The organism is Chryseobacterium sp. MYb264 (genome assembly GCF_035974275.1).
Classification (GTDB): Bacteria; Bacteroidota; Bacteroidia; order Flavobacteriales; family Weeksellaceae; genus Chryseobacterium.
This window is the reverse complement of the sequence record NZ_CP142422.1, coordinates 336,175-359,018: the sequence shown is the minus strand read 5'-3', so window position 1 is coordinate 359,018 and position 22,844 is coordinate 336,175. Positions and strand designations below refer to the sequence as shown.

At 34.9% G+C, this 22,844-nt stretch carries 15 protein-coding genes, 1 tRNA gene, 1 pseudogene and 1 riboswitch; all 17 genes and pseudogenes read right to left on the bottom strand.

What is annotated here, in order from left to right; all coding sequences use genetic code 11:
- Positions 1-3: 3 nt before the first annotated feature.
- Positions 4-2,121, bottom strand: a complete 2,118-nt coding sequence (locus VUJ46_RS01550; RefSeq protein WP_326983258.1) for a hypothetical protein — start codon at positions 2,119-2,121, stop codon at positions 4-6.
- A gap of 237 nt (positions 2,122-2,358) precedes the next feature.
- Positions 2,359-3,879 (bottom strand): hypothetical protein, encoded by a 1,521-nt coding sequence (locus VUJ46_RS01545; protein WP_326983257.1) that lies wholly within the window; start codon positions 3,877-3,879, stop codon positions 2,359-2,361.
- Positions 3,880-4,157: 278 nt separating this feature from the next.
- The gene (locus VUJ46_RS01540; RefSeq protein WP_326983256.1) at positions 4,158-4,568 is read right to left on the bottom strand and encodes a hypothetical protein; all 411 of its coding nucleotides are present in this window, start codon (positions 4,566-4,568) and stop codon (positions 4,158-4,160) included.
- A 5-nt stretch (positions 4,569-4,573) separates the two neighbouring features.
- Positions 4,574-5,182 (bottom strand): hypothetical protein, encoded by a 609-nt coding sequence (locus tag VUJ46_RS01535; protein WP_326983255.1) that lies wholly within the window; start codon positions 5,180-5,182, stop codon positions 4,574-4,576.
- 116 nt (positions 5,183-5,298) lie between these two features.
- Entirely contained in the window at positions 5,299-5,700 is a 402-nt protein-coding gene (locus VUJ46_RS01530; RefSeq protein WP_326983254.1) for a hypothetical protein, read from the bottom strand.
- A 456-nt stretch (positions 5,701-6,156) separates the two neighbouring features.
- A complete protein-coding gene (locus VUJ46_RS01525) occupies positions 6,157-6,681 on the bottom strand; it encodes a hypothetical protein (RefSeq protein ID WP_326983253.1) in 525 nt (174 codons plus the stop codon).
- Positions 6,678-8,852 (bottom strand): hypothetical protein, encoded by a 2,175-nt coding sequence (locus tag VUJ46_RS01520; protein WP_326983252.1) that lies wholly within the window; start codon positions 8,850-8,852, stop codon positions 6,678-6,680. The genes VUJ46_RS01525 and VUJ46_RS01520 overlap by 4 nt, the downstream gene beginning before the upstream one ends.
- A gap of 128 nt (positions 8,853-8,980) precedes the next feature.
- Positions 8,981-9,490: a hypothetical protein gene (locus VUJ46_RS01515; RefSeq protein WP_326983251.1), complete on the bottom strand. Its 510-nt coding sequence runs from the start codon at positions 9,488-9,490 to the stop codon at positions 8,981-8,983.
- A 5-nt stretch (positions 9,491-9,495) separates the two neighbouring features.
- Positions 9,496-12,672 (bottom strand): fibronectin type III domain-containing protein, encoded by a 3,177-nt coding sequence (locus VUJ46_RS01510; RefSeq protein WP_326983250.1) that lies wholly within the window; start codon positions 12,670-12,672, stop codon positions 9,496-9,498.
- A gap of 31 nt (positions 12,673-12,703) precedes the next feature.
- Positions 12,704-17,401 carry a hypothetical protein gene (locus VUJ46_RS01505; protein ID WP_326983249.1) on the bottom strand — a complete coding sequence of 1,566 codons (4,698 nt, stop codon included), beginning with the start codon at positions 17,399-17,401 and terminating at the stop codon, positions 12,704-12,706.
- A 1,455-nt stretch (positions 17,402-18,856) separates the two neighbouring features.
- A tRNA-Met gene (locus VUJ46_RS01500) sits at positions 18,857-18,929 on the bottom strand.
- 262 nt (positions 18,930-19,191) lie between these two features.
- Positions 19,192-19,842, bottom strand: coding sequence for a thiaminase II (gene tenA / locus VUJ46_RS01495; RefSeq protein WP_326983248.1), 651 nt, complete (start codon positions 19,840-19,842; stop codon positions 19,192-19,194).
- A pseudogene (thiD, locus tag VUJ46_RS01490) lies at positions 19,829-20,665 on the bottom strand (bifunctional hydroxymethylpyrimidine kinase/phosphomethylpyrimidine kinase). The gene tenA and the pseudogene thiD overlap by 14 nt, the downstream one beginning before the upstream one ends.
- Positions 20,662-21,033 carry a thiamine phosphate synthase gene (locus VUJ46_RS01485; RefSeq protein ID WP_326983247.1) on the bottom strand — a complete coding sequence of 124 codons (372 nt, stop codon included), beginning with the start codon at positions 21,031-21,033 and terminating at the stop codon, positions 20,662-20,664. Before VUJ46_RS01485 ends, thiD begins: the two are co-directional and overlap by 4 nt.
- Before the next feature lie 16 nt (positions 21,034-21,049).
- Positions 21,050-21,298 (bottom strand): thiamine phosphate synthase, encoded by a 249-nt coding sequence (locus tag VUJ46_RS01480; protein ID WP_326983246.1) that lies wholly within the window; start codon positions 21,296-21,298, stop codon positions 21,050-21,052.
- Positions 21,295-21,648, bottom strand: a complete 354-nt coding sequence (locus VUJ46_RS01475) for a hydroxyethylthiazole kinase (RefSeq protein WP_326985063.1) — start codon at positions 21,646-21,648, stop codon at positions 21,295-21,297. The genes VUJ46_RS01480 and VUJ46_RS01475 overlap by 4 nt, the downstream gene beginning before the upstream one ends.
- Positions 21,649-21,686: 38 nt before the next feature.
- Positions 21,687-22,010, bottom strand: a complete 324-nt coding sequence (locus VUJ46_RS01470) for a hydroxyethylthiazole kinase (protein ID WP_326983245.1) — start codon at positions 22,008-22,010, stop codon at positions 21,687-21,689.
- Positions 22,011-22,145: 135 nt separating this feature from the next.
- Positions 22,146-22,238: riboswitch (TPP riboswitch) on the bottom strand.
- Positions 22,239-22,844 lie beyond the last annotated feature (606 nt).

The following is a 22,844-nucleotide window of genomic DNA, read 5'->3' as shown; positions in this document are numbered from 1 at the left end:
TTTTTAATATTCTATTGTTATTTTTTCAGTTTTAGCAAGTTGATTGCTTTTGAGCATCGGCTTGATCAGATATGTATAGGAATTACCTACCTGAACCGATTGATCTTCAAGAAAATTCTGAGCTCCATTGAGCGTTCCCCAGAGGGTGGGTTTATCAGTTCCCTTTTGACGGTATACCAGAATTTCTCCAACCTCTTTTCCCGTAATTTTCCAATTAAGTTCAATCTGTTTTTTGTTTCTGTCTGCTGCACCGGAAAGATTGGTAAGGATAGACAAAGCCTCAATTCTGTTACTTCGCAAAGTCATTTCCTGAGACTTATCAGATTTCAGTTTGCTCTTATCAATGGCCAGCAGATAATACGTGTAGCTTTTTCCTGCTTCTACCTCTTTATCTGTGTACGTATAGTCCGGTTTAATTTCCTTGGTTTCATAAATCATTTTCCAGCTTTTGTCTGCATCATCTTTTCCTTTACGGTACAACTGATGAACTTCAACATCATCACTATGGCTTCTCATCCAGTTGATGGTGATTTTACCGTCATCTTCCAGCTTGTACTCTGTGAAAACCGGGGTTTGAGGCCTCACTTTATCGGGCTTTTCCAGTTCAAGAATAATGGATGGATTGGATTGATTTTTTCTTCTGTCTGTTGCCGTTACATAATAATACACCTTCGAGTTCAGGTTTTCTAAAACCACCTTATCTTCAAAATGATTTTCGGTAATCGCCTGAGGTGTAACACGAACCAATTCGTCTCCTTTTTGAATTCCTCTGAAAATATGGTAGCCTTCCAGATCTTTTTCAGTATTGGCTTTCCATTTTAGATGGACAATCCCCAGTGAATCTATTTTCCCTTCAAACTGTAGTGGTGTTTCCGGCGGTGTTGTATCATTAGGCTGGGCAAGAACCGAAAAAGATTCTCTTTTATCACCGGCTTTACCGATGGCCTGTATTTTATAATAATTAGACGGTGCTAAACTTTTAGTAATTATGCTTCTGCTGCTAACCGGAATCTTGTTTTTAATCACTTTATAAGTGTTCTGCAGATCAGTTTCGGAATGAAGCAATTCAAATGAAGCAATATTTTTTTCGTCTTCCTGTGGAAACTCCCAATCCAATTTTATGTTTTCTTTTTCATCAATGAAGAGATCTGAGATTCTGGGGGTAGCTTCCAGGCTTTTTTTACCTGCTCCTGAAACCACATCAGAATAAGGACCATAATCTCCGAAGATTGTTTTTCCACGAATACGGTAGCTGAATTTAGCACTATTCTGAGCTAAAGAATCCACAAAGGTCATTCCCTGAGTTTGTCTTCCATCATTGTCATTCATATTCATCACCGGCAAATCTCCTAAAGGCTTAAAACTGCTTCCATCCTGTGCTTTCTCAACATAATAAGCGGTATATGTATCTCTTAGCTGCAAATATTCCCACGAAAGCGTAACTGTTTTATCTTTAAAAATCCCGATAAAATCTAATGGTTTGGGAAGATCATGGGTTGATGAAACCGTTGCCAAAGCATCCCCTTTTTGTACCAATAATGAGCCTCCGTCAGGATTAATGCTTACGGTATAAAGGTATCTTTCATTGGATTTTACATTGGTATCTGTATACGCCCAGCCTGCCAGTTTTGCAATCTCAAAATCAAGATCAGCAGCTATTAATGCATAGGCAAACCGCTGCTCGACTTCCTGGGATTTGTTGACCACACCTTCCAGCTTCCCCTGCTTCTCGCCCATTTCCACCTCAAAGCTGTCTCCGAAAAGGGATTGCGCAACAATGGCGGCATTGTCATTTTTCTCAACAATCTTCTTCCATTCGTTTTCGGAAGCCGGTTTGAAGATTCCTAAGTCTTTTTCTTCTGCTTTTGGAAGTACTTTTCCGTCGCGGGAAAGGGTAAATCTTTTTAATGAAAATCCAATGGTATTGGCTTTTTGCCAGGCTATTGGCTCATCTACTGCCCATCGCAAAGAAATACGGTCTTTCTTGCTGTCTACTTTCAGACGTATATGAGGGATGATGGTTTTGTCTTTATCCTTCTGCTGTCCCCATAAAAAGGTAGAGGAAAACAGGATCAGTGTTAATAAATATTTATTCAAAATAGGTTGTGTTTTTAGTTTCATATGTGTTTCGGTTATTCAGTTTTTATATCTAAATACTCCCGCTTTTCAAATAAAACAGGAAGATATTTTAGTTATAAAGTGTGGTTTTTCCTGGTCTTTTACTGTATAGCCTTCTTTCATTTATTATTTTTTTTCATTGTTGCTCAAAGTCCGGAGACTTTGCGCAGCGGGCAAAATTAGTTCGAAGAACTAAATAGTAAAAATTTAAATCTCCTTATTTTTTGTTCAATATCCACTTTATTTACAATCTACTTTATTTCCTGTAAGGTTATAGCATTCATATGCCGATCCTTCTCGTTTTTTAGTTAATTCAAACATATTTTTACTATTGTTGTATCGTATATAGTTTGGTATATTCATATTAGAAATTAGTATTTTCCCATCTCTATCTATAATGCTGTAATCATTAATATTTCTAACAGTAAAATAATTGTCATTACCATCAGACATTCTATTAAAACCTTTTTTATCCTTTACTATTAATATATTATCTTTATTATAAATATCATAGACTCCAGCCATAGATCCGCCTTCTACTGTTCTATTAAAATAAATTAAATTTCCTAAATTTCCATACTGATCTACTCTGTCTTTTTCAGTATAAACTATTTCTCCATTGGAAAAGTTTGAAATTTCAAAGAACTTATCAAATTTCACGTATGAAAAATTTCCAATTTTTCCCATTTCTTTGTAAAACTGCGGATATAAATATTTTTTTTGTAAAATATCATAAATATTTTGTTTAAAACCATTGTCAGTAGCTAATATATTCCCGTTTTCCATTAATCTCACGTTAGAGACATTGTCTCCAAAAACAACTTCTCCTTTTCGGTTTATTATCTTTTTATTTTCATCTTTTAAGACCATAAAAAAATCTTTTGCAACTTCTTTTTCACCAATCTCCATTATATTTCCTTCTGCCTCAAAAAGTATTTTTTTTGTCACTGGATCGAGAAGAATATATTTGCGATCGGAAGCTCTAGTCATGACGAATAATTTGTGCGTAGGTAAGTCTTTATCGAATTTTAAGTTTTCAAAGTCAACAAATTTTTTATCAAGAAGATTAAATATTTTACTAACACCACTTGATATTTCTATAGAGGCGTATGGCGGGAATAATAGATTTATATTTATTGCATCGTTAGCCAATAGTATTGTTCCTTTTTCATCTATAATATTTTTATTGCTTGTCGCATTATTAAATAATATTGTAAAGGATTTTTCATTTAGATTTTTGTGATTAACCCCCATGTTAACTAAATAACTATACTCGAAAGGAATAGGTTTCATGGCTCCGTCTTTTGATAGTATTCTTACATTTTGGCAATGAGAAACTTCTGATTTTTCAATACATTTATCAGAAATTATTTTTGAACCATCCTTAAATACATCTATTAAATTTATATTGTCTGGAAATTCCTCTTCTTTACCATCGGGTGAGATTAATATCTTTTTTTTATTTCTATAATTGATCAAATAGTCATATTGAAAACCAGTATTATTTTCATCCATGGGAATTTGTTCATTAACTGTAAGGTCAAAGTTTCTTGATCGCAAATCAGCCAGTAATTTTGCATCAATAGGTTTTGTGGGAAAGGTTTGCAGAAATTTTACAGGTAAGTAATCATCTTCTTTTGTTGTTGGTATTGAAGATGAAACATTTGTAGTATTAGAGTTGATTTTCGGAGTGCTCTTTTTCTTTTGTGCAAAACCAAATATAACAATATTCAGCAGTAGTGCAACTAAACTTTTTTTCATTTTTTTTGTTTTTTGTTTTTTGTAATTTTTCGATTAAAAATATTAGTCTATAATATTTTATTCCATTAATTAATAGTTAGAGTACTTAATTTTATGTAGCAAAATATTTATAATGTATTACTATAATTTTGATTTCAATAGCTATATCTTTGGTTATATTCAACAATTATATTTTGATAATTTAGATTGTACGGATTTCATTAATTTCTTTATTTCATTATATTCTGCTGTTATAGGTATAGTAGCTGCAATGCTTTATTCAAAGGTGAAGTCTTCAATTATGGTATTTCAATACAATTTATATAACAATCAGTTGTTAATATATTATTTAAAGCTTTTATGTAAAATGAAAAATCTGTATTCACTCCATTAATTAAAGTTTTGCGATTAATATTTAAGTTCAAAACAACTTCATTTCTATTAAAAAAAATGAAATTACCACCTATACTATTTTTATATAAAAAATTAATAGCCACTATTTTATCTTTGAAATATTCAGCTTCCATCTTATTAATAACATCTTTGAAATTTTCTAAAATGTCACTTTCCCACTCAAAATCCTCGCCAATTATATATCTAATTTTTCCATAATCGTTACAACTCCATTCAGAGGAAATTAGCTTATCTATAAAGCAAACAAAATCAATATTGTTATTGTAAAATATTTCAATTGATGCAGTTCTGCTCATAATTATTATTCTATTTCATCTTTTACAAATATTTGTTTATCATCTTTTATATCATTTCCCTCTAAAATACTAAAAACGAAACTCTTATTTTCATCCAAATGATGACTTAATATTAAACTTTCATTCATATTCTCAAAAAGTAACTCTATTCCCATATTGCTCGGAAGGTCTTCTTCTTTTGAATTAAGGTTATTTTTAGTTAAAATGTTAATTTTTTTTATTTTTCTATTAATAAAGCGATTAAAGTATAAATCTCTATCTTCCTTAACAGAAAAAATCATTTTGATTTCTGAATTAACTTCTTTATTTAAAACATAGTAAGGATTAACGTTCATTGCATCTCTCTGACATAAAAGCATAACAGAATTTTGTTCATCTGCAGAATAAAATAAATATTCTAGTTCATTCGAAAATCGTAATAAAACACATCCATATGAATATTTAAAAAAAGAAAATTTATTCTGATATTCATGATAATCATCCCAATCATTTAAAAACTCATCATATGACTCATATGATATCTTTATAATATCTTTTATCTCATTTCCTACTATTTCACACAACCTTTTTCTATCCTGCGAGGGATAATATTCTATAAATATATTCTTCTTCATTATTTATAAATTACATCAGATTTTGTTAATCAAGTTTGTTTCAATGCTACATAAACAATAAAAAATTTATTATTTTCATGAAATAATTTGATAATTAAAAATTATTTTTCATACCCTTACCACCATTTAGGAAATTTTTTAAAGCCATTAATTATTTGTTCAAAAAGTTCATCCTCAACCTTATACTCAAAAATATTAATCATATTATTGATTTCCATTGTCCTTATAGAGCTGTTGATTGTTATCAAATAATCTTTGTCAATTGATTGAAATTTAAATCTGGTAATATTATTTATGTCAATTAATTCAATATCCTTTTCTTTTTTATTCAATTGATTAAGAAAAATATCCCATTGTTTACACTCAATCCAGAATTCAATTTCATTATTAAATTTAAAATTATTCCCTTCACTTTCATAAATCATTTTCACTTTAAATGATGGCAAATAATCATCTATTTCCGTAATGTTTATACTTAAATTGAATGGCATTTTTATTTTTATTTCTATTTCTACCATAACATAATCTTTTTTGGTTGTGCATGAATAAGTGGTGGTAATTGTCCCGTTTGTCTTGATGTTGAAAATTTAAATTCCCATCTACCAACCTTTCTAAGAGTATCATATTTTTCCCGATTTTATTCTTTTGAAAATTTTCTCATTATTTTAATCTAATATAAAATTGCTCTTGATAAAAGTATTAGGAGAAAATATTAATCCCTCTGTATTACAATCAATAATTCGACAATTTTTTAAAGTATTACTTGAAATGTCAAAATAAATAAAATTACATCTTATAAAGGTTGTACCTATAAATGAACTTGATAACACATCTGTTTTATAATAATTTGTTTCATAAAAGATTGTATTTTCAAATAATGTCAGTTATTTTTAAATGAACAAATATTTCAATGAACTTCTTCGCTGGCAAAACTGCCTTTCATTTTCGTATGTTTTATTTTTATAAAAAAAAAGTTAATTATTTATAAGATAATTCTGTTTCTTTTGAAGTAGATCAATCATAATATATAAGTCAATTTCCTTATATTCCAAATCATTTGAACATTCTAATAATATTTCCATTAAAAGAGTGAAATTAAAATTTCTTGTCTTCTTAGCTTCTTCAACTTCATTTATTAAATATTTTTCAACAAAAAGCATTGCTTTTAATCTGGTAGTTTTTGAACTAATAAAAATATTTCTTGGCAAAAGCGAAAGCTGATGAAAGATTTTATCTATTGTATTATGAATTTCAATAATTAATTCTTCAAGCTTAAAAATATCCTTATTATCTTCTGTAAGTCTCATTTTTAATTTTCTCAATAGATGAAAACGTCTTTCATGCTTTTCCTCAAAACTCAACACTTGCCAATCTAATTGTCGTTTTAAATCATATAATATTTGATTTTCGTCCGCAATATTTGAAGATTCTTCTCTATCAATTAATATATAATCATCTTTATATCTATAAATATTCGATATTTCTTCTAAAAAACTCATAGTTCAATTATTTTATATTTAGTCATACTTGGAATTTCATCATGTTGTACAATTTCAACAACTTTAAACTTTGTAGAAGGTTTAAATAATACCTCTGCTTCACTAGGATTAATCGCGCTTAAATCAGTCCCTGTTTTAGAGGTTATTTCCCAAATAACATCTCCTTTGCTTCCAGCTGCAAATTGACCAGCAATATGCTTTTCGGTAGAAGAAGAAACAAATTTACCTCCCAAACCAAACTCTTGTCCAACAGAAAGTTTTTTAGCAAATGCTGATTCCGCAATACCAGCACCTCTAAATCCAACACCATTATACTTAGGTAATTTAGATTGTGCAGATTCCATTAGCTTTTTCATTTCTGTGTATTCAGTTGTCATAGGAATCTCTCCAGTTAATGCTTTATTAAAATTATTATAATAATCATCTTGCGTAAATAATTTTAAAGATGCTTCTTCAGCTGAAGTTACATTATGGGTGATGTATTTTCTACCAATATTGCCATTCTCTAATGGCTCATAAATCTGTTTAAATTTAGGATTTTTTAATAATTCATTAAAACTCTCAGCAATATTACCAGCTTCCTTTTTAATAAATTTTTCTCCAGTATCCTCAATCCCATCCTTTAAACCATCTGCTCCTTTTTTAAAGAATCCTGCTCCCATAGCCATCGATACAACGGTAACGCCATCTTTACCCATTTCATGGTAAGTAATATGTCCCGGGCTATTGGCATAGGCATCCCACTTGGTTTTAATAACTCCTGTAGCCGCAGTTTTAATACTTTCTAAATTAATATTTTTTACTGCTTTCCAAAGTCCATCTCTTACTTCTTGCTTTGTAGAAACATCATATCCTAATTTAATTAATTGAGGGTAATCTGTAACCTCTCCAATTACTCCATCACCAACTCCTGCAAAGGTAGGCGGAATATGGATATTAGATTTACTGTAATTTGTATCCTTATTCCAATAGCTTTCAGGCATGGTGGCATTTTCCCATACATTATCCCCTAAGTCGGCTAATGTTTCGAGCCATTCTTTGCCGTTCATCTGTTTTACAAAAAACTCACCTCCATCTTCTGTTGAAGTATTCACAGCTTGTGAAGTTTTGTTGGTAAGACCTTCAAGCTCTTTCAGCTTCTCATCCATCAGGGTCTGTACCTGCTGTTCTATTTTTTGTTTTTGAGACGCCGTTTTAGAATCACCTTGTCCTGTAAGTTCAAACTTAGAAGAAATTTTACCGTTGTTTTCTGTTACAGTGATTTTATATTTACCTTCTACGTTTTTAGTATATAGCGTTCCTTTTCCAAGTCCTTTGCCTTTGTCACCTTGCAGGTCGCAATCTTTCATGGCAATGATTTCCTTGTCGTCTATGATAATTCTATCTTCTACACTTTCAGTTACGTTTACTGATAAAAGAGTACCCGCGCTTTCAAAATCATAATATTTAACAACATCTTTTGTAGTAAACTTGCCTGTACCAGCTTCAGGATAATAAACTTGTCCATTACTGCTGAATGAATAAACATTCCCAAACCTATTAAATGATAATGGGAAATCACCTGATTTCAGTTTGTATGAAATCTTATCTTCTACTTTCTTCTGAAAATAGAATGTTTTACCTTTTAATCCCTCATGTTCACCGACATTCCAAATACAAGCATTTTTAGTAGCATTATTCACTAAATCTTTCAGTGCCTGAAGTTGTGCTTTCAAATCCTTAAGTCTCTGTACACAATCCTCATCAAACTTGAAATCTTCATTACTTCCTTTAGCCTTAGTTTCTTCTTTAGTACAATTTAGGTTTTGTAGAAGATTTTTTATTTCCTGTTCTTTATCATCTATTTGATCTTTCAAATCTGGGTCTACAAGCCCTTGATTATATAAATCTGTAACGGTGCTTCCACCTTGTCCTGTGTAAGTATTAATATCAGCATACAGCGCATCAAACTCTGCCTGAGTCATTCCTCCATTATGTATAGCATCGTCTATAGCACCTATAATCTCTGTAAATACATTGCCTAAGTCATTTAATATATCCCCAATACTTATGACATTACTTTCTGTAGGATCATAAGTTGTTTCAAGAACACCCTCAATCAGTTTTTTATCGGTATTAAGCTTAATATTGGTAAAGCTTACTTTAATTTTAGTATCGGCTAAATAAGGCACTTCAATCCATCCCGTTCCCGTATATACTCCGCTACCCTGTGCTGATAATACCGTAACCGGAAAATCTCTTTTTCTCTATTTCAATGAACTTCTTCGCTGGCAAAATGCCTTTTTAATCCAGATTAGTTTTATATTTTATATTCTATTTCTTCCCATTCTAAAAAAATTGATGAACTATTAATCTTTTTTATTTCTTTAATTTTTTTTAACATTTTATGTATCTGACTTACAATATCTTCATACTTTTCTATAGTTAATGATACATTATAATTTTTGATATAAAACTTATTTACTAATTCATAACTCAGATTTTGTTCACTTACATAAAAATATCTGAAACATAATTTTTTATATGCTGTACCCTTAAGTTTTTCAACAATAAGATGTATTTGCCTGATATTCAAATGGTTACCAAACAACACATTCTCTTCACAATCCGATAATATAATTTCAGAAAAAATTAAATCTATCACCTGATTATCATCTAATAAGGTTTCACTATTAAAATTGAGTTTTTTCTGCTCAATATTATTTTTAATAATCTTCCGAAAATTAAAAAAATTTGTATCTTTTTTGTAAGAATCAATAACAACTCTTTCAGGTACAATAATATCTTTATAAATTATTACTATTTTCATATTATTTATTTTATAAAATATACCTCAACTATTTTACCATCTGCTGATTTTTTAACCGTGGCATTTGTAAAGCCAAAATATTTTGCTACTTTTCCTGACGGTGTTTCAAACGCTGCTCCAACTTCTCCTAAATTACTTTCTTTTTCTAAAAAAACCTTTAAATTATCTGATAATCCACCAAATTCTTTATACTTTACAGGATCATACTTCCAAGTAGATTTAATCTCTAATGGATTAAATTTTTGAATTGCTTGATTAAAAATTTCTTTTAAGATACCTTTTCCTTGTAAAGCTTTTGGTACAACAATATCTAATTCTAATGTAACTCCATTAGAGAGAATAACATCACCCAAATTAACATCATCATAAAAAACCATAACCCAATCATCAGCACCTTCCATTATATTTCGCAGCTTTAATTTTGAAACATCAATTTCACTGCTCTTTCCTACAATTTCTACTATCTCCTCTTTTAATTCCTCTGCAATTACTTTTGCATTCTTTCCAGATCTCTTAGTTATAGTTTTAAACTTAGCCGTAAGTACCGTCTTTATTTTGCTAAGATTTTCAGGCGTAAGGTGCTTTACATTTCCAGACAAAGCCAGTGTCACTTGTGCCGCTAAAGCTTCTTCATCAGTTATTTTATCCGTAGCATTTAAAGCACTTATTAACGGATCACCAAGACCGTTTACCAATATCTCATAAATGCTTCCGCTGCTTCCTCCCACAATCATCAACGGCATATCCCGTACAAATAGCCAGGTAATAAAGTCTGCTGCCTGCTCTCCACTACTTTCTCCGGTTTCCAGATTGGCTAACACATATTTTTTGGAAACCGCATCATACACTACAAAACAGTTAAACGCCTCTCCCGCACACTGTTGTGTGGTACCTTCCATATACCAGTTTCCATCTACAAACCAATAATTTTCATAGCCATATGTATCACCAGGTTGTTTGTAATGATAAAATACCTCATCTCCTAACCTGCAATAGTAGAAAGGATTACCATTATTTTCTACTTTTACAAAGCCTTTCGCTTCCCAATATCCCAAGGCCCCATCTTCACAATGTGATTGTATCTCACGCAGACGAGATGCTGTAATTGGTTTTGGAGGTTCTGCACTTCCAATATCAGTATATTTTGGAGGAAATGCCTGCCCGCTTGTAATTTTATCTGCCGCTTGTTGTTGTGCCTGCTTCATTAGCGCAAGAAGCTTTATTTGAGATTGCTGATAATCTTTCAGCTTTTTATCACACTCGGTTTCTATTATTCGAACGTCATCATCACTACCTTTTGGCTTATTCGTCTGCTCTTTGTTTTCTTCTTTATTTTTACCCTTATCTTCTTCATCTTTGCTGCCTTCTTTTTTAGGACAATCTAACCCATTTAGTATGTCTTTTTGCTTCTGTTGCTCAGCAAGAATCTGATCTTTCAGGCTGGTATTTATTAAACCTAAATTGGTAAGATTGGTAATATATGGCGTTATAATATTATTAATAACAGTTTGGTTATTCATTACCACATCAAAGCTATTCTGGTAGAAGAAAGTTTGATTGATCGCCTCATTAGTTCTTATTTCGCTATCTCTAACCGCCTGATCTAGCATGTCAAAGATACCACCATCATACACGTTACTTTCCGTAGGATCATAGGTGGTTTCTACAACGCCCTCAATTAGCTTTTTATCAGTATTTAGCTTAATGTTGTTGAAGGTGACTTTTAACTTAGTATTGGCTAAATACGGAACTTCAATATATCCTGTCCCTGTATATACTCCACTTCCCTGTGCTGATAATACCGTAACAGGGAAATCTCCCGCTGTAAAGACTTCATTGTTTCCTAATTGAGTATTTAATGGAGTTTTATTGGCGATATCAATAGCAGGCATAATCCCGCACTGGTAGTTATTATCTTTATCGTCAGCATCTGTTGTAAAATACTGCACGCTGCTATACGAATAGGCATTACCTCCCGAATTTCCGTTTTCAAAAGGATTGTTATTGTTAAAAGTCTGTACATTTCCGCAAACTGAACCAATACGGTATTCATATTCTGTTTTATCTTCCAGTCCTGTAATGATTGCGGAAGCCTGATAACTTTGCTGGGTTACCCAATCTGCAGTGCTTCCTTTTTTACGGTACTGTACGTTGTACAGACCTGCCGGCTGTCCCGCAATGCTCCATTGAAGTTCTACCCTTCCCCTGCCTACATTTTTAGCCATCAATAAAGTAGGAACCGCACAGTTTTCTACATAATCAAAATAAAAAATCTCAGATAATCCGTTGTTTTTATAGACTCCGTTATCATCTGTCGGATTAGCCCCTAAAACCGGATTACCCGATTTCGCCTGTACCTGCCAGGCGTATCTTTTTCCCGGCATGAGCTGCGTTTTGTCTATCCCGTAATACAAAGTAGGCGCATAGGTTTCTTCTGTCCAAAGGGCGGGTGATGAGAGAAAACCTGAAATTGGACTTTGCCCCTGATCCCAAAGCTCTTTTAAAGTAAAAATATATTTCGTGTTGGGAGCAATCTGTCTCGGCATCCATTGGAATACAACCCCCGGTCCTCCGCCATATGGCGAAAGTGCCTGCACTTTTTCTGCATTTTGCGGCAGGGTAAGCATGGGTGGATCATACTGAACCAAAAATACCGTAGCACAGGTTTTAGATGAAAGATTATTTTTGGTATAAAAATCATACGCCTGAAAACAGAATTGATACACACCATCCGACAGGGGTTTGGAATACTGAAGCGCATTGATTCCCGACAGATTTTGCAGTTCAAATAATGATCTAAGGTCAACATTCGTTAATGTAATACTGTTACCCGGATAGAGCATAAAAGGATTCATGCCGACAATAAAATCATTGGATCTCGCCAGTGGCACAGCATTTAACCCCGCCTCCAGGGAAAATTTAATTCCTGTCTGGTGTTGAGGCTCCAGTAAATCTGTCATTAAAACCTGCAGCTGAAGCTTGTTATCGCTACTTGTTGAATAGTCTCCAATTTTTAAACTGTAGGGAGGAATAACAACAGGAACCAGCTTAACAGGATACTGCTGGGCTTTCGCTGTCGGCAATACGCTATACGCTGTAAGCAAAAGCAGGGTGATGAGCTTCGAATAATAAGAAGCCCATCTCTGCTGATTTTTTTTATATCGTTGAAAATACATTTTCATGTTCATCATTTTTATGTTTTTTGCTTACAGCCTATTTAAATTCATAATTGATTTGTTTTTCTGTCCCCTGTTTATTTCCCGGAAGGGTATATTTTGCTCTCACTTTATACTTAGCTTCAGGGATAATTCCATAGGTAGATTCCAGTAAAGCATTAATTGCCTGTGGTCTTACATTCGCCGGAGAACCTACATATTTTGAAGCGGCTTTTGAGATCAGCTCATACCAGTCGGATTTATAATAACTGAAAAGATCATACTTGAACGGGAAGGTTTGTTTTAAGAACCCATTTCCTTTATCGTTTCCTAAATATTGGAGATAGGATGTAAAGACAGGGAATGCTTTTGTGGGTGGAATCCCCGCAAAATCATCTTCACTTTCTGCTCTGTTTAATGTTAATTCATCAATTGGATAATTATTATAAATCAATCCCTTAAATTTACCCGCAAAGGAATCATCCATCAATGCCGTAAGATCAATCAAAGGTTTATTGTCTGTATATTTTGAGCCTGAAATTTCAGTGGCATCAAAATATTCATCAGCATTCATATTATTCTGAAGGGTAACCACATCGGAGCTTAATTTGATCCACAAAGGATTAAAGTTCAATGAAGATAGCTTGTTTTCGAATGTATTATACTTACTGGTTCTGAAGGTAAATGCCAATCTTTCAATCTCCCCGTTTTTAGAAAGACTCTGCGCTTTTTTAACCTCAGTAGTTACCGAAACGGCAGAATCATCTGTACTCGTCTCTGTTTTTACCGTCTCTTCAACCGTGCTATTTTCTGTGGAACTGCTATTTCCATTTTTATTTTTTGCAATTAATGCAAAGGTGTAATCCTTTTGTTTCCCAAGATGAGGTACATTGAAATTGACCACATTATCATTGGTGTTATAAGAGAAATTACTTTCAGCAGGTGATTCAGCAGCAAACGCGGATACCGTGTTCCAGTTGGGATCATCAAATAAATAATCCTGTCCGCGCTTCAGCTGTATATACCCTGTATTGGCTTCTCCTGTATAATAATTTTCCTGCTCAGGAACCGGATAGGCATATTTAATATTACTCAAAGGGATAACGGTAGGAGCTGATCCTGTTGTAAACGTTCTTTCTTCTATTTCAATTGCTTTTTGTCCGTCAGCCATTACCACTTCATACATTCCGTTCTTTTTCTCCATGAAACTTACCTGAGCGATCGCTTTTAATGTTTTATTCGGAGGAAGAATATCTTCAGAAACAAAGTTGGCTACATCTTTAGAATTGGCATATTCTATAACTCCTTTAATTTCTTTACCCTGATCATCGATAATGGTCATTTTATCTACCACAACTTTGTAAGTATGGTCTCCGTCATCTTCAGGAATTACAATCGGGTCATTCACGCGAACAGCGAAAGTTGCCTGCGGAATTGCAAATACGTCTACATCGGTTTCATCTTTTTTGGGAGTAAGGTCAGAAATAATCTTCATGCCTCCAAGAACAGAGGAGTTTTCCAGTACGCATTCTTCTCCGAATTCCATCTTGAATCTGAATCTTCCTTTGATCATCCCTCCAAGCAGGTTATAATACCCACCAAGGTATCCTCTCACCCAATAGGGATTAGGTCCTTTTGCCTGTAATAAAGAAGCAACACCGGCTTTGATAATAGGAATTTTCTTTTTGATGAACCACAGTTTTATTTTAATTCCAAGCTCACCCTGCAAATAAACATAAGCCTGTCCGTTGGCATACCATCCGTTGATACCGATCTGATCTCCGCCACGGTTGGAACATTTTGCTTCACCATAGTTTTTCAGCATAATATCTGTTCCTAAACCTGCCTGGAAACGGGCGTAAAGGAACAAAGCGGTCATATCTCCTGTATCAAACTTCAGGTGGGTTCCGAATGCAAAACCTTTTCCTTCACCTAATGCATTCAGGCTGCTCATATAGTCAAGATCATTAGCCTCAAGCCCTAAAATCTCTGCCACTTCAGGCGGTGGCGGCGGGCTACCCGGAATACGGGTTCCTACCATAAAGTAGCTTCCGGACTGAAGATAGAAACTTCCCAGGCCAACTTTTAACCCGATCATATCTGTCGGGGTTCCAATGTGCATATACCATTCATCCGGTGCAATGTGGACAACCGCCCATCCTGCCCTTCCATTAGGACCGATACCTTTAATAATTCCGTGAGCAATATCTACAAAAACATCAAGGCTTGCATGAAAAACGCTATTATTGAAATCGTAATTCATAGCCAGCTTTGCATAAATGGACCCCTCTACTTTTTCAGTGACCGGATATTGCTCATCAACCATTTTTGTATCTAAAAAGGTCTTTCCTACACCACTCTTTTTAATATCATTCAGGAAGCCGGGTTTTCCGGTCATTTCTTTGAACTTATCTTTTACTCCTGCTAAAGGATCTCCCGGCACCAGTTTAGATAAATCAGCCATCACAACAGCCTCTCCTAAAAATCCGATATTGGCTAAACCGCCATTGGGATTGGTGGAAATATTAAATCCAGCCATAATACTGACTGCTTTTTCGTCGGCAATCGAACCGTAAATTCCGGCTCTTAGAGCTAAGCCTACTGTATTATCAGGCTTTAAGACCAATGCCTTGTCTGCGTAGGCTGGATTTATGGTCATATCCCTGTCCGGAATCATATGATAAAACGCCCCGCCTGTAAACCCTGTAATCGTAAGTGCTGTTGCCTGGATCTTGAGCCCTTTTACTGAGCCTTCAAAGCCCCAATACCTGAAAGTGCTGAAACCATAAGCTGCATTCACATCAACAGTAACTCCTTTTATCCCTTTTATTTCAGCATTAAGATGTGCAGTAAATCCATTGCCATAAAGGGGATCATTACGCATGATCTGAAATTCTCCCGTGACAATTGCTACTCCAATATCAACCTTTCTAAGCCCTAATTTTGTTAAATTAAAACCATCGTATCTCCACCGTTGTTTATTATTTTCGTTAGCAATAAGCCCCCTGATCATCATTCCCCCTGTAGCAGAAAAACGATCTTCCTGTAGGCTTACGCTTACGTCAAATCCTAAGCTTACCTGAGAACCATCGGCAATAATTACGATATCTTTAATGCTCGCAGGAAAGCCTGCTAATTTCTGTTCGCCTTTAACCCCAAAATATTGTGCTGTGATGTAAGGTGCTTTTGTTTGAAGGGTCAAACCCTGAAACTTTACCCCTTTAAAATCAGCATCTTTCTTTTCATTAGGATCACTACTTTCTGCGTATTTTGCATTGGCTCCAATATCCAGACTGCCGTTAAGAATAGCTTTGGGTAAAAATTCGCGATTTTTCACCCTCATCTCAATAGTTGATCCTGCGTCAATCATTGCTTTTGCACTCCAGATATCAAATTTAATCTGATCAAAAGTGGTAACAGAAATTAAATACTCTTCTTCCGTTATCATACCACGGTATCCCAAATACTTAGGGATACCATTATTTTGACTGTCATTATTTTTTTGAATAGGAAGCTGAACTGTTCCTTCCAGGTTGGCTCCTACAATTTTAGAGGCAGCTAAATCAACTCCAATTTTATCCAGAGAATATCTCCATGCATTTTCTTTATTGGTTACTCCTCTGTCAATCGGAAATAGATTATTAGCCGCAAAACTTCCTGATACACCATAAGAATCGATCAGAAGATTATTCGCTTCAAAAGAAACCCTGCTGTCGATATGGTCTTCTGTTTTAAATTCCTGGGGAAGTCCTATATTTAAAGTCTGGACGTATAACCCCCGCCAGGATTCTGCCCCTCCAATCAAATAGCCATGAGTATCATAGTATTGGGGAAATACAACACTTGGATCAGTCCGCAAGTCACTCAAATCCAAAACAGCATTATTCACAAAGAATGAAAAATATCCTTTATCCTGATTTTTAATTTGAGATGTAATTGCAAAAGGTGAGATGCTCACTTTCACCAGAATATCATTCCAGTCCGTAGCTTTAAAAGCAAAATCTCCGCGAACTCTGTTGGTTTGTCCATTGTTTCCAATTTCCGGTAAAACGGCTCCGTTCTGATCCAGCGGAACCAATACATTTCTTGAGATCTGGACATTTCCTTTTAGTGAAAGTTCTTTGATGCCATCACAATCGATAATCACATAAGTATTGTCATTTACACTCCCACCATTGAGTTTATTGATACGCCCTCCTTCAAGAGTAAGCATCCATTGATTTTGATTGAAAGGCATATTGATATCACCCAATAAGGATAACTTGGCATCACCAATAATTTTCCCGTTATAAGAAAGCTTTATATCTTCAGCACCAAAAAAAAGGGTTTTCTTACCCCCTTCAATCCCTTGCTGTGGGGTCACAACACGGGCATATACATTAATGAGCGCATACTCTGGGGTAAATTTGGCTTTAGTGACCACAATGCCATACTCCACATTGGAGATATTTTCGCGTATTCCTATCGGAAGTTCGGTAAGATCACTGGGATTGATCGTATTGGTAAAATTCCCACTGCTTTCAAGTTTGTTAAATGATCCTATGGCTTTACCAATTTCGGCATCGGTATCAGGATCATTACTTTCCGATTTTAAAAAACGATCTGTAGTGGATGATAAAAATAGATGTCCGTTTTCCTTTCTGGTATTTAATCCTTTATTAAATCTAACGGAGTCTGTTATGCTTACAATATGTGCTGAAGCACAGTTTGAAAAATAAAATGACAGAATAATGAACAGAATAAAGATTTTTCTCATATGTATTTTTGTGTTTCCACAAATATAGAACATTTACTATGATAATTAAGAAAATATTTTTGCCTTTTTTATTATGCTTCACCTAATAATCAAACGCGTACTTAAATTTTCACTATTGAGTGGGAGTTAGTCTATTTTTTAATCTAATTGATATGATCATTAGCCAACTGTAATGAATCGATAAGATGGGTAGAAAAATTTTCCAGTTTCAAATTTTTAAATCCATATTTCTTTTTATATTGACGAAAGCCCCATAATTCAATCGTTACACTATCTGCAAATAAATTTTTAAATTGATAATTAACTTGGAGGGCTGCATCGTATGGCCATGAATGCACGAATATTTTTATTTCCCACAGATGCTAGGATTTTCACGGGTAAGGCTGTTTCCGTTGGTTTTTCACAAAGACGTAAAGATTTTTTTTTAATACTTGATGTTTTTAAGGCGCAAGGATTTTATCAAAGATAAAATTGAGGGCTGCATATTATCGCCACGGATACTCGAATTTTTTATTTCCCACAGATCGCAGATTTTCAGATGCTGCTGTTTCTGTTGGTTTTTCGCAGAGACGCAAAGATTTTTTTTTAATACTTGATGTTTTTAAGGCGCAAGGATTTTATCAAAGATAAAATTGAGGGCAGTATATTATCGCCACGGATACTCGAATATTTTTATTCCCCACAGATCGTGCAGATTTTCAAAGATGCTGCTCTATTTGTTGGTTTTTCGCAAAACCGCAAAGATATTTTTTTAATGCTTTATGTTTTTAAGGCGCAAGGATTTTATCAAAGATAAAATTGAGGGCTGCATATTATCGCCACAGATACTCGAATATTTTTATTCCCCACAGATCCGGCTCTATTTGTTGGTTTTTCGCAAAGCCGCAAAGATATTTTTTAATACTTTATGTTTTTAAGACGCAAGGATTTTATCAAAGATAAAATTGAGGGCTGCATATTATCGCCACAGATACTCGAATATTTTTATTCCCCACAGATCTTGCTCTATTTTGTTGGTTTTTCGCAAAGCCGCAAAGATATTTTTTTTAATACTTTATGTTTTTAAGACGCAAGGATTTTATCAAAGATAAAATTGAGGGCTGCATATTATCGCCACGGATACTCGAATATTTTTATTTCCCACAGATCGCATAGATTTTCCACAGATGGTATCGTTGATTTTCTTTGTTTAACCTTTGCAGTCTTTTATAGAAAGGTTTGGTGAGACTTAAAACGGGAGTTGTCAAAAAACTTGGCGGGGCTTCGTGTTCAATATGTAAAGTGTAAGGAAAAGAATCTGCATCATCTGCAAAATCTGCGAGAGCAAAAAATCTCACCTTATAGTATCTAAACTCTTTTGCCTTGTCCCCAACTTTTGTACTTGATCCACTTTTTCGAAAAAATTTGATAAAAAAAAAAAAAAGAATCATACGTTTTGTATGATTCTTTACCTAGTAGCGGGAACCGGACTCGAACCGATGACCTTCGGGTTATGAGCCCGACGAGCTACCTACTGCTCCATCCCGCGATATTGTGATGCAAATATACAACTATTTTTTTAAATTCCAATTTTTTCTTTTAAATAAAGGGGATTACACTGATTTTCATTCAACAAAAAGAATGAAATATTTAATAATCAGAACATTATAAACGGTTTTTTTTAAAAAAAAAAGAGAAAATTTTTGTACACGGCTCTGAGCAGTCCCTATCCCAGTGTCTCAAAGCGGAAACTACAGAATCAAAAACTATAGTCAGTATAGTAATTTACAACAATCGTTATGCCTCACTTTTTATAACCAAACATTCAAATCATAAGCGGCCTGCCAAAACAGGAACTCTAAACGGGAAGCGGTTATAAAAGCTTCTTTCATTCTGTTTCTGATTTCAGGAGTTGTATTTTCCGCCGCTTTATTACAGATTGAGATCGCCTTTTCTACGGCCATTCCAAACTCTTCGCCACCGTATGTTTCAATCCAGCTCTCAAAAGGATGATCTTCCTTTTCCGTTTGATGAATAATATGGTCTCCTACCCTTTTATAGATCCAAAAGCATGGTAAAGTAGCTGCCATAGCAACCTCTACAGACTCAAAAGCAGCAGTACTTCTTAAAAAATGAATATAATGATGACATACGGGCTGCAAAATTCCTTTATCCGAAATGTCAAATTCTTTAAAATAAGATTCATGCAGTGCATTCTCAACCACAATCGCATTTTCGGCAAAACGCATAAAGGATAAGGCATCTTGGGTATCATAGGCTTTGCTTCCAATCAATGCCAATGTTCTTCCGAAATGCTCCAGATACAAAGAATCCTGAGCGATATAAAACTGGAACTTCTGTTTTTCCAAGGTTCCCTGTGACAATTCTTCTATAAAAGGCATTTCTATAATATCCTGATAAATCTTTTCTATAGATCGCCATGCAGTTTCAGACCAATTCATTTTTAATAAGCTTTTGAGGGTTAAAAAAGTGATTCAAAGGGCCATTTCCTTTTCCGGTCTGTACATCCCGACCGTTGAGAATGGCATCGGATACATACTGCTGTGACAGAACAACCGCTGTATCAAGACTCCTTCCTTGCGCAATAAAAGAGGCAATCGCCGAGGAAAGCGTACATCCCGAACCATGGGTATTTTTAGTTTCTGTTTTCAGCGACTCAATGTTCTCACAGTTATTTTCACCACTGTAAAATAAGGAGGTAATATTCTCTGTTTCCAGATGACCGCCTTTCAGCAATATATTTCTGCAACCCAGTTCCCTGATTCGTTCGCCCGCCAATTTCATATCCGCTAAAGTCCAGACTTCCATCTCTGCTAAAATGGCCGCTTCATCCATATTGGGAGTAATGATCTCAGCAATCGGAAAAAGTTTCTTAATAATAACCTCAATTGTTTTTTCCTCTATCAGCCGATGTCCGCTGGTTGCCACCCATCACCGGATCAAATACAATGGGAACCTTTTTGTATTGGGCTAAAGTTTCCGTAATGACATCAACCAGCTCAGGAGTATGAACCATGCCTATTTTTATGGCATCAGGAAATATATCGTCCAAAATGGCTTTGATCTGCTGCGAGACTGCTTCCACAGGAATTGGAAAAATACTTCTTACACCTTGTGTATTCTGTACTGGCAGAGCCGTTAACACTGAAGTGGCATAACAGCCCAAAGCGGAAATGGTTTTGATATCCGCCTGAATACCGGCACACCGCCGCTTCCGTCAAAACCTGCAATCGTAAGAACGGAAGGATATGTATATTTATTCATAAAAGGATTTCATTTTTTAGTTTAAAGGCAGCCTTTTGAGGATTTTCTGCACCACAAATCTCCGATACAACGGCAATACAATCTGCTCCGGCTTCCATGACTGCTTTTGCATTCTTCAGATGGATATTACCAATGGCCACCAGCGGCTTATCCGTAAGCATTCTTATTTTAGAAAGCCCTTCAAGTCCCCATTCGGTAACGGTATCTTTTTTGGTGTCTGTTTTAAAAATCGGGCTCACTCCCAAATAATCAGAAAGTACAGTCTCCTGGCTTTCAAGCTGGCTCAGATATTCTATGGAGTATCCTATCACTTTGTTTTCAAATGAAGTTTCACGTAAAACGGAAGGCTGAACATCATTATTTCCCACATGAATTCCAAAAGCGTCAGCCTCTTTGGGACGACAAAAGTATTATCATTAATGACAAAGGAATTTGATATTTATCGGTTATTTCTTTAAGACGAAGCGCAATGGTGAGAAAATCCTCATCGGAAGCCCATTTTTCACGCAACTGGATGATGTCTACACCGCCTAAAATCGCCTGTTCAGCAACCTCCAGAAGATTTCGACCCTTACAGTCTTTTTCTGAAATCACAAGATATAATTGATAGGGAAAAGAACGTATTAGACTCATTTTTTAGAAATATTTACATTTTCAAAAAACTCCTGTTCAGAAATATTCCAGAGTTTATCTAAAATATTGACCTGAAGACTCCCCGGTCCGTTTGAAATCTTCTCTGCCAGTTCTCCGGCCATTCCCAACAGTGACATTGCTGCTATGGTGGCTTCTGTTTTATTTTCCGAAACAGCAGCACAAGCCCCGACAATCGCTGATGCCGAGCAACCTAATCCCGTTACTTTGGTCATCATCGGATGTCCGTTATCGACAAAATAAGTTTCATTGCCATTCATAATAATATCTGTTGCCCCCGAAATACAAACAACAGACTGATATTTTTCAATCAGATATTTTGCAGCAGATATCGCCTCATTACTTTCGGCCGTACTGTCTACTCCTTTTGTTATCGCTGTATTTTTCTTGCAAGAGCAATAATCTCTGAAGCATTCCCGCGTATAATTGTTGGCTTGAATTCTAAAAGCTTTGCTAAAACATCATTTCTAAAAGCCGTAGCTCCCGCTCCAACCGGATCTAAAACCCATGTTTTCTGAATTCGGGAAGCTTCCTCTGCGGCAATCAGCATAGATTCACTCCAATATTCATCAAGCGTCCCGATGTTGACTACTAAAGCACCTGAAATATTGACCATCTCTATGACTTCAGATTTTGCGTGCGCCATAATGGGGGAAGCGCCGACCGCCAGCAAAGCATTGGCAGTCGTATTCATAACCACGTAAATTGGTCATGTTATGGATAAGCGGTGATTGATTTCTGACCGATTGAATAGAACTCCAAAAGTTATTTTCCATATACGTTTTACTTTATAGCGCTTTAGGAAAATAAATAAAAAGAAAACATCAAAAGATGAATTCCTGCCTTTCCCTACGTCGGTGTGAGCCGTATCAGGTTCAAAGGGACTCTCTCAATTCTTTTCAGAATACCCCTAAAGCGTGGAGCAAATATACCCCTTTTTCATGAAATTTATAATGTAAGAAGGCTGAACGAGTAAAAATTGATCTCAAGAAGGCTTATTATACTGCTGAATAAAGGTATAGGAGTTAAGACTGGTATGGGATCAATTTCAAAACTTGGGGAGAAATTGTTTAGATGTATTTTTTGCCACAAATGCACGAATTTTTTATTTCCCACAGATTGATAGGATTTTCGTGGGTAGGCTGTTTCTGTTGGCTTTTCGCAAAGTCGCAAAGGTATTTTTTTAATGCTTTTATGTTTTTAAGGCGCAAGGATTTTATCTTTGATAAAATGGAGGGCTGCATATTATCGCCACGAATGCACGAATTTTTTATTTCCCACAGATTGATAGGATTTTCGTGGGTGGGGCTGTTTCTGTTGGCTTTTCGCAAAGTCGCAAAGGTATTTTTTAATGCTTTATGTTTTTAAGGCGCGCAAGGATTTTATCTTTGATAAAATGGAGGGCTGCATATTATCGCCACGAATGCACGAATTTTTTATTTCCCACAGATTGATAGGATTTTCTTGGGTGGGGCTATTTCTGTTGGCTTTTCGCAAAGTCGCAAAGGTATTTTTTAATACTTTATGT

Excerpts from the sequence above, each read along its gene's own strand:
- VUJ46_RS01550 (WP_326983258.1), bottom strand. The coding sequence starts at position 2,121 with ATGAAACTAAAAACACAACCTATTTTGAATAAATATTTATTAACACTG.
- VUJ46_RS01545 (WP_326983257.1), bottom strand. The coding sequence starts at position 3,879 with ATGAAAAAAAGTTTAGTTGCACTACTGCTGAATATTGTTATATTTGGT.
- VUJ46_RS01540 (WP_326983256.1), bottom strand. The coding sequence starts at position 4,568 with ATGAGCAGAACTGCATCAATTGAAATATTTTACAATAACAATATTGAT.
- VUJ46_RS01535 (WP_326983255.1), bottom strand. The coding sequence starts at position 5,182 with ATGAAGAAGAATATATTTATAGAATATTATCCCTCGCAGGATAGAAAA.
- VUJ46_RS01530 (WP_326983254.1), bottom strand. The coding sequence starts at position 5,700 with ATGGTAGAAATAGAAATAAAAATAAAAATGCCATTCAATTTAAGTATA.
- VUJ46_RS01525 (WP_326983253.1), bottom strand. The coding sequence starts at position 6,681 with ATGAGTTTTTTAGAAGAAATATCGAATATTTATAGATATAAAGATGAT.
- VUJ46_RS01515 (WP_326983251.1), bottom strand. The coding sequence starts at position 9,490 with ATGAAAATAGTAATAATTTATAAAGATATTATTGTACCTGAAAGAGTT.
- VUJ46_RS01510 (WP_326983250.1), bottom strand. The coding sequence starts at position 12,672 with ATGAAAATGTATTTTCAACGATATAAAAAAAATCAGCAGAGATGGGCT.
- VUJ46_RS01505 (WP_326983249.1), bottom strand. The coding sequence starts at position 17,401 with ATGAGAAAAATCTTTATTCTGTTCATTATTCTGTCATTTTATTTTTCA.
- tenA (WP_326983248.1), bottom strand. The coding sequence starts at position 19,842 with ATGAATTGGTCTGAAACTGCATGGCGATCTATAGAAAAGATTTATCAG.
- VUJ46_RS01480 (WP_326983246.1), bottom strand. The coding sequence starts at position 21,298 with ATGAGTCTAATACGTTCTTTTCCCTATCAATTATATCTTGTGATTTCA.
- VUJ46_RS01470 (WP_326983245.1), bottom strand. The coding sequence starts at position 22,010 with ATGAATACGACTGCCAATGCTTTGCTGGCGGTCGGCGCTTCCCCCATT.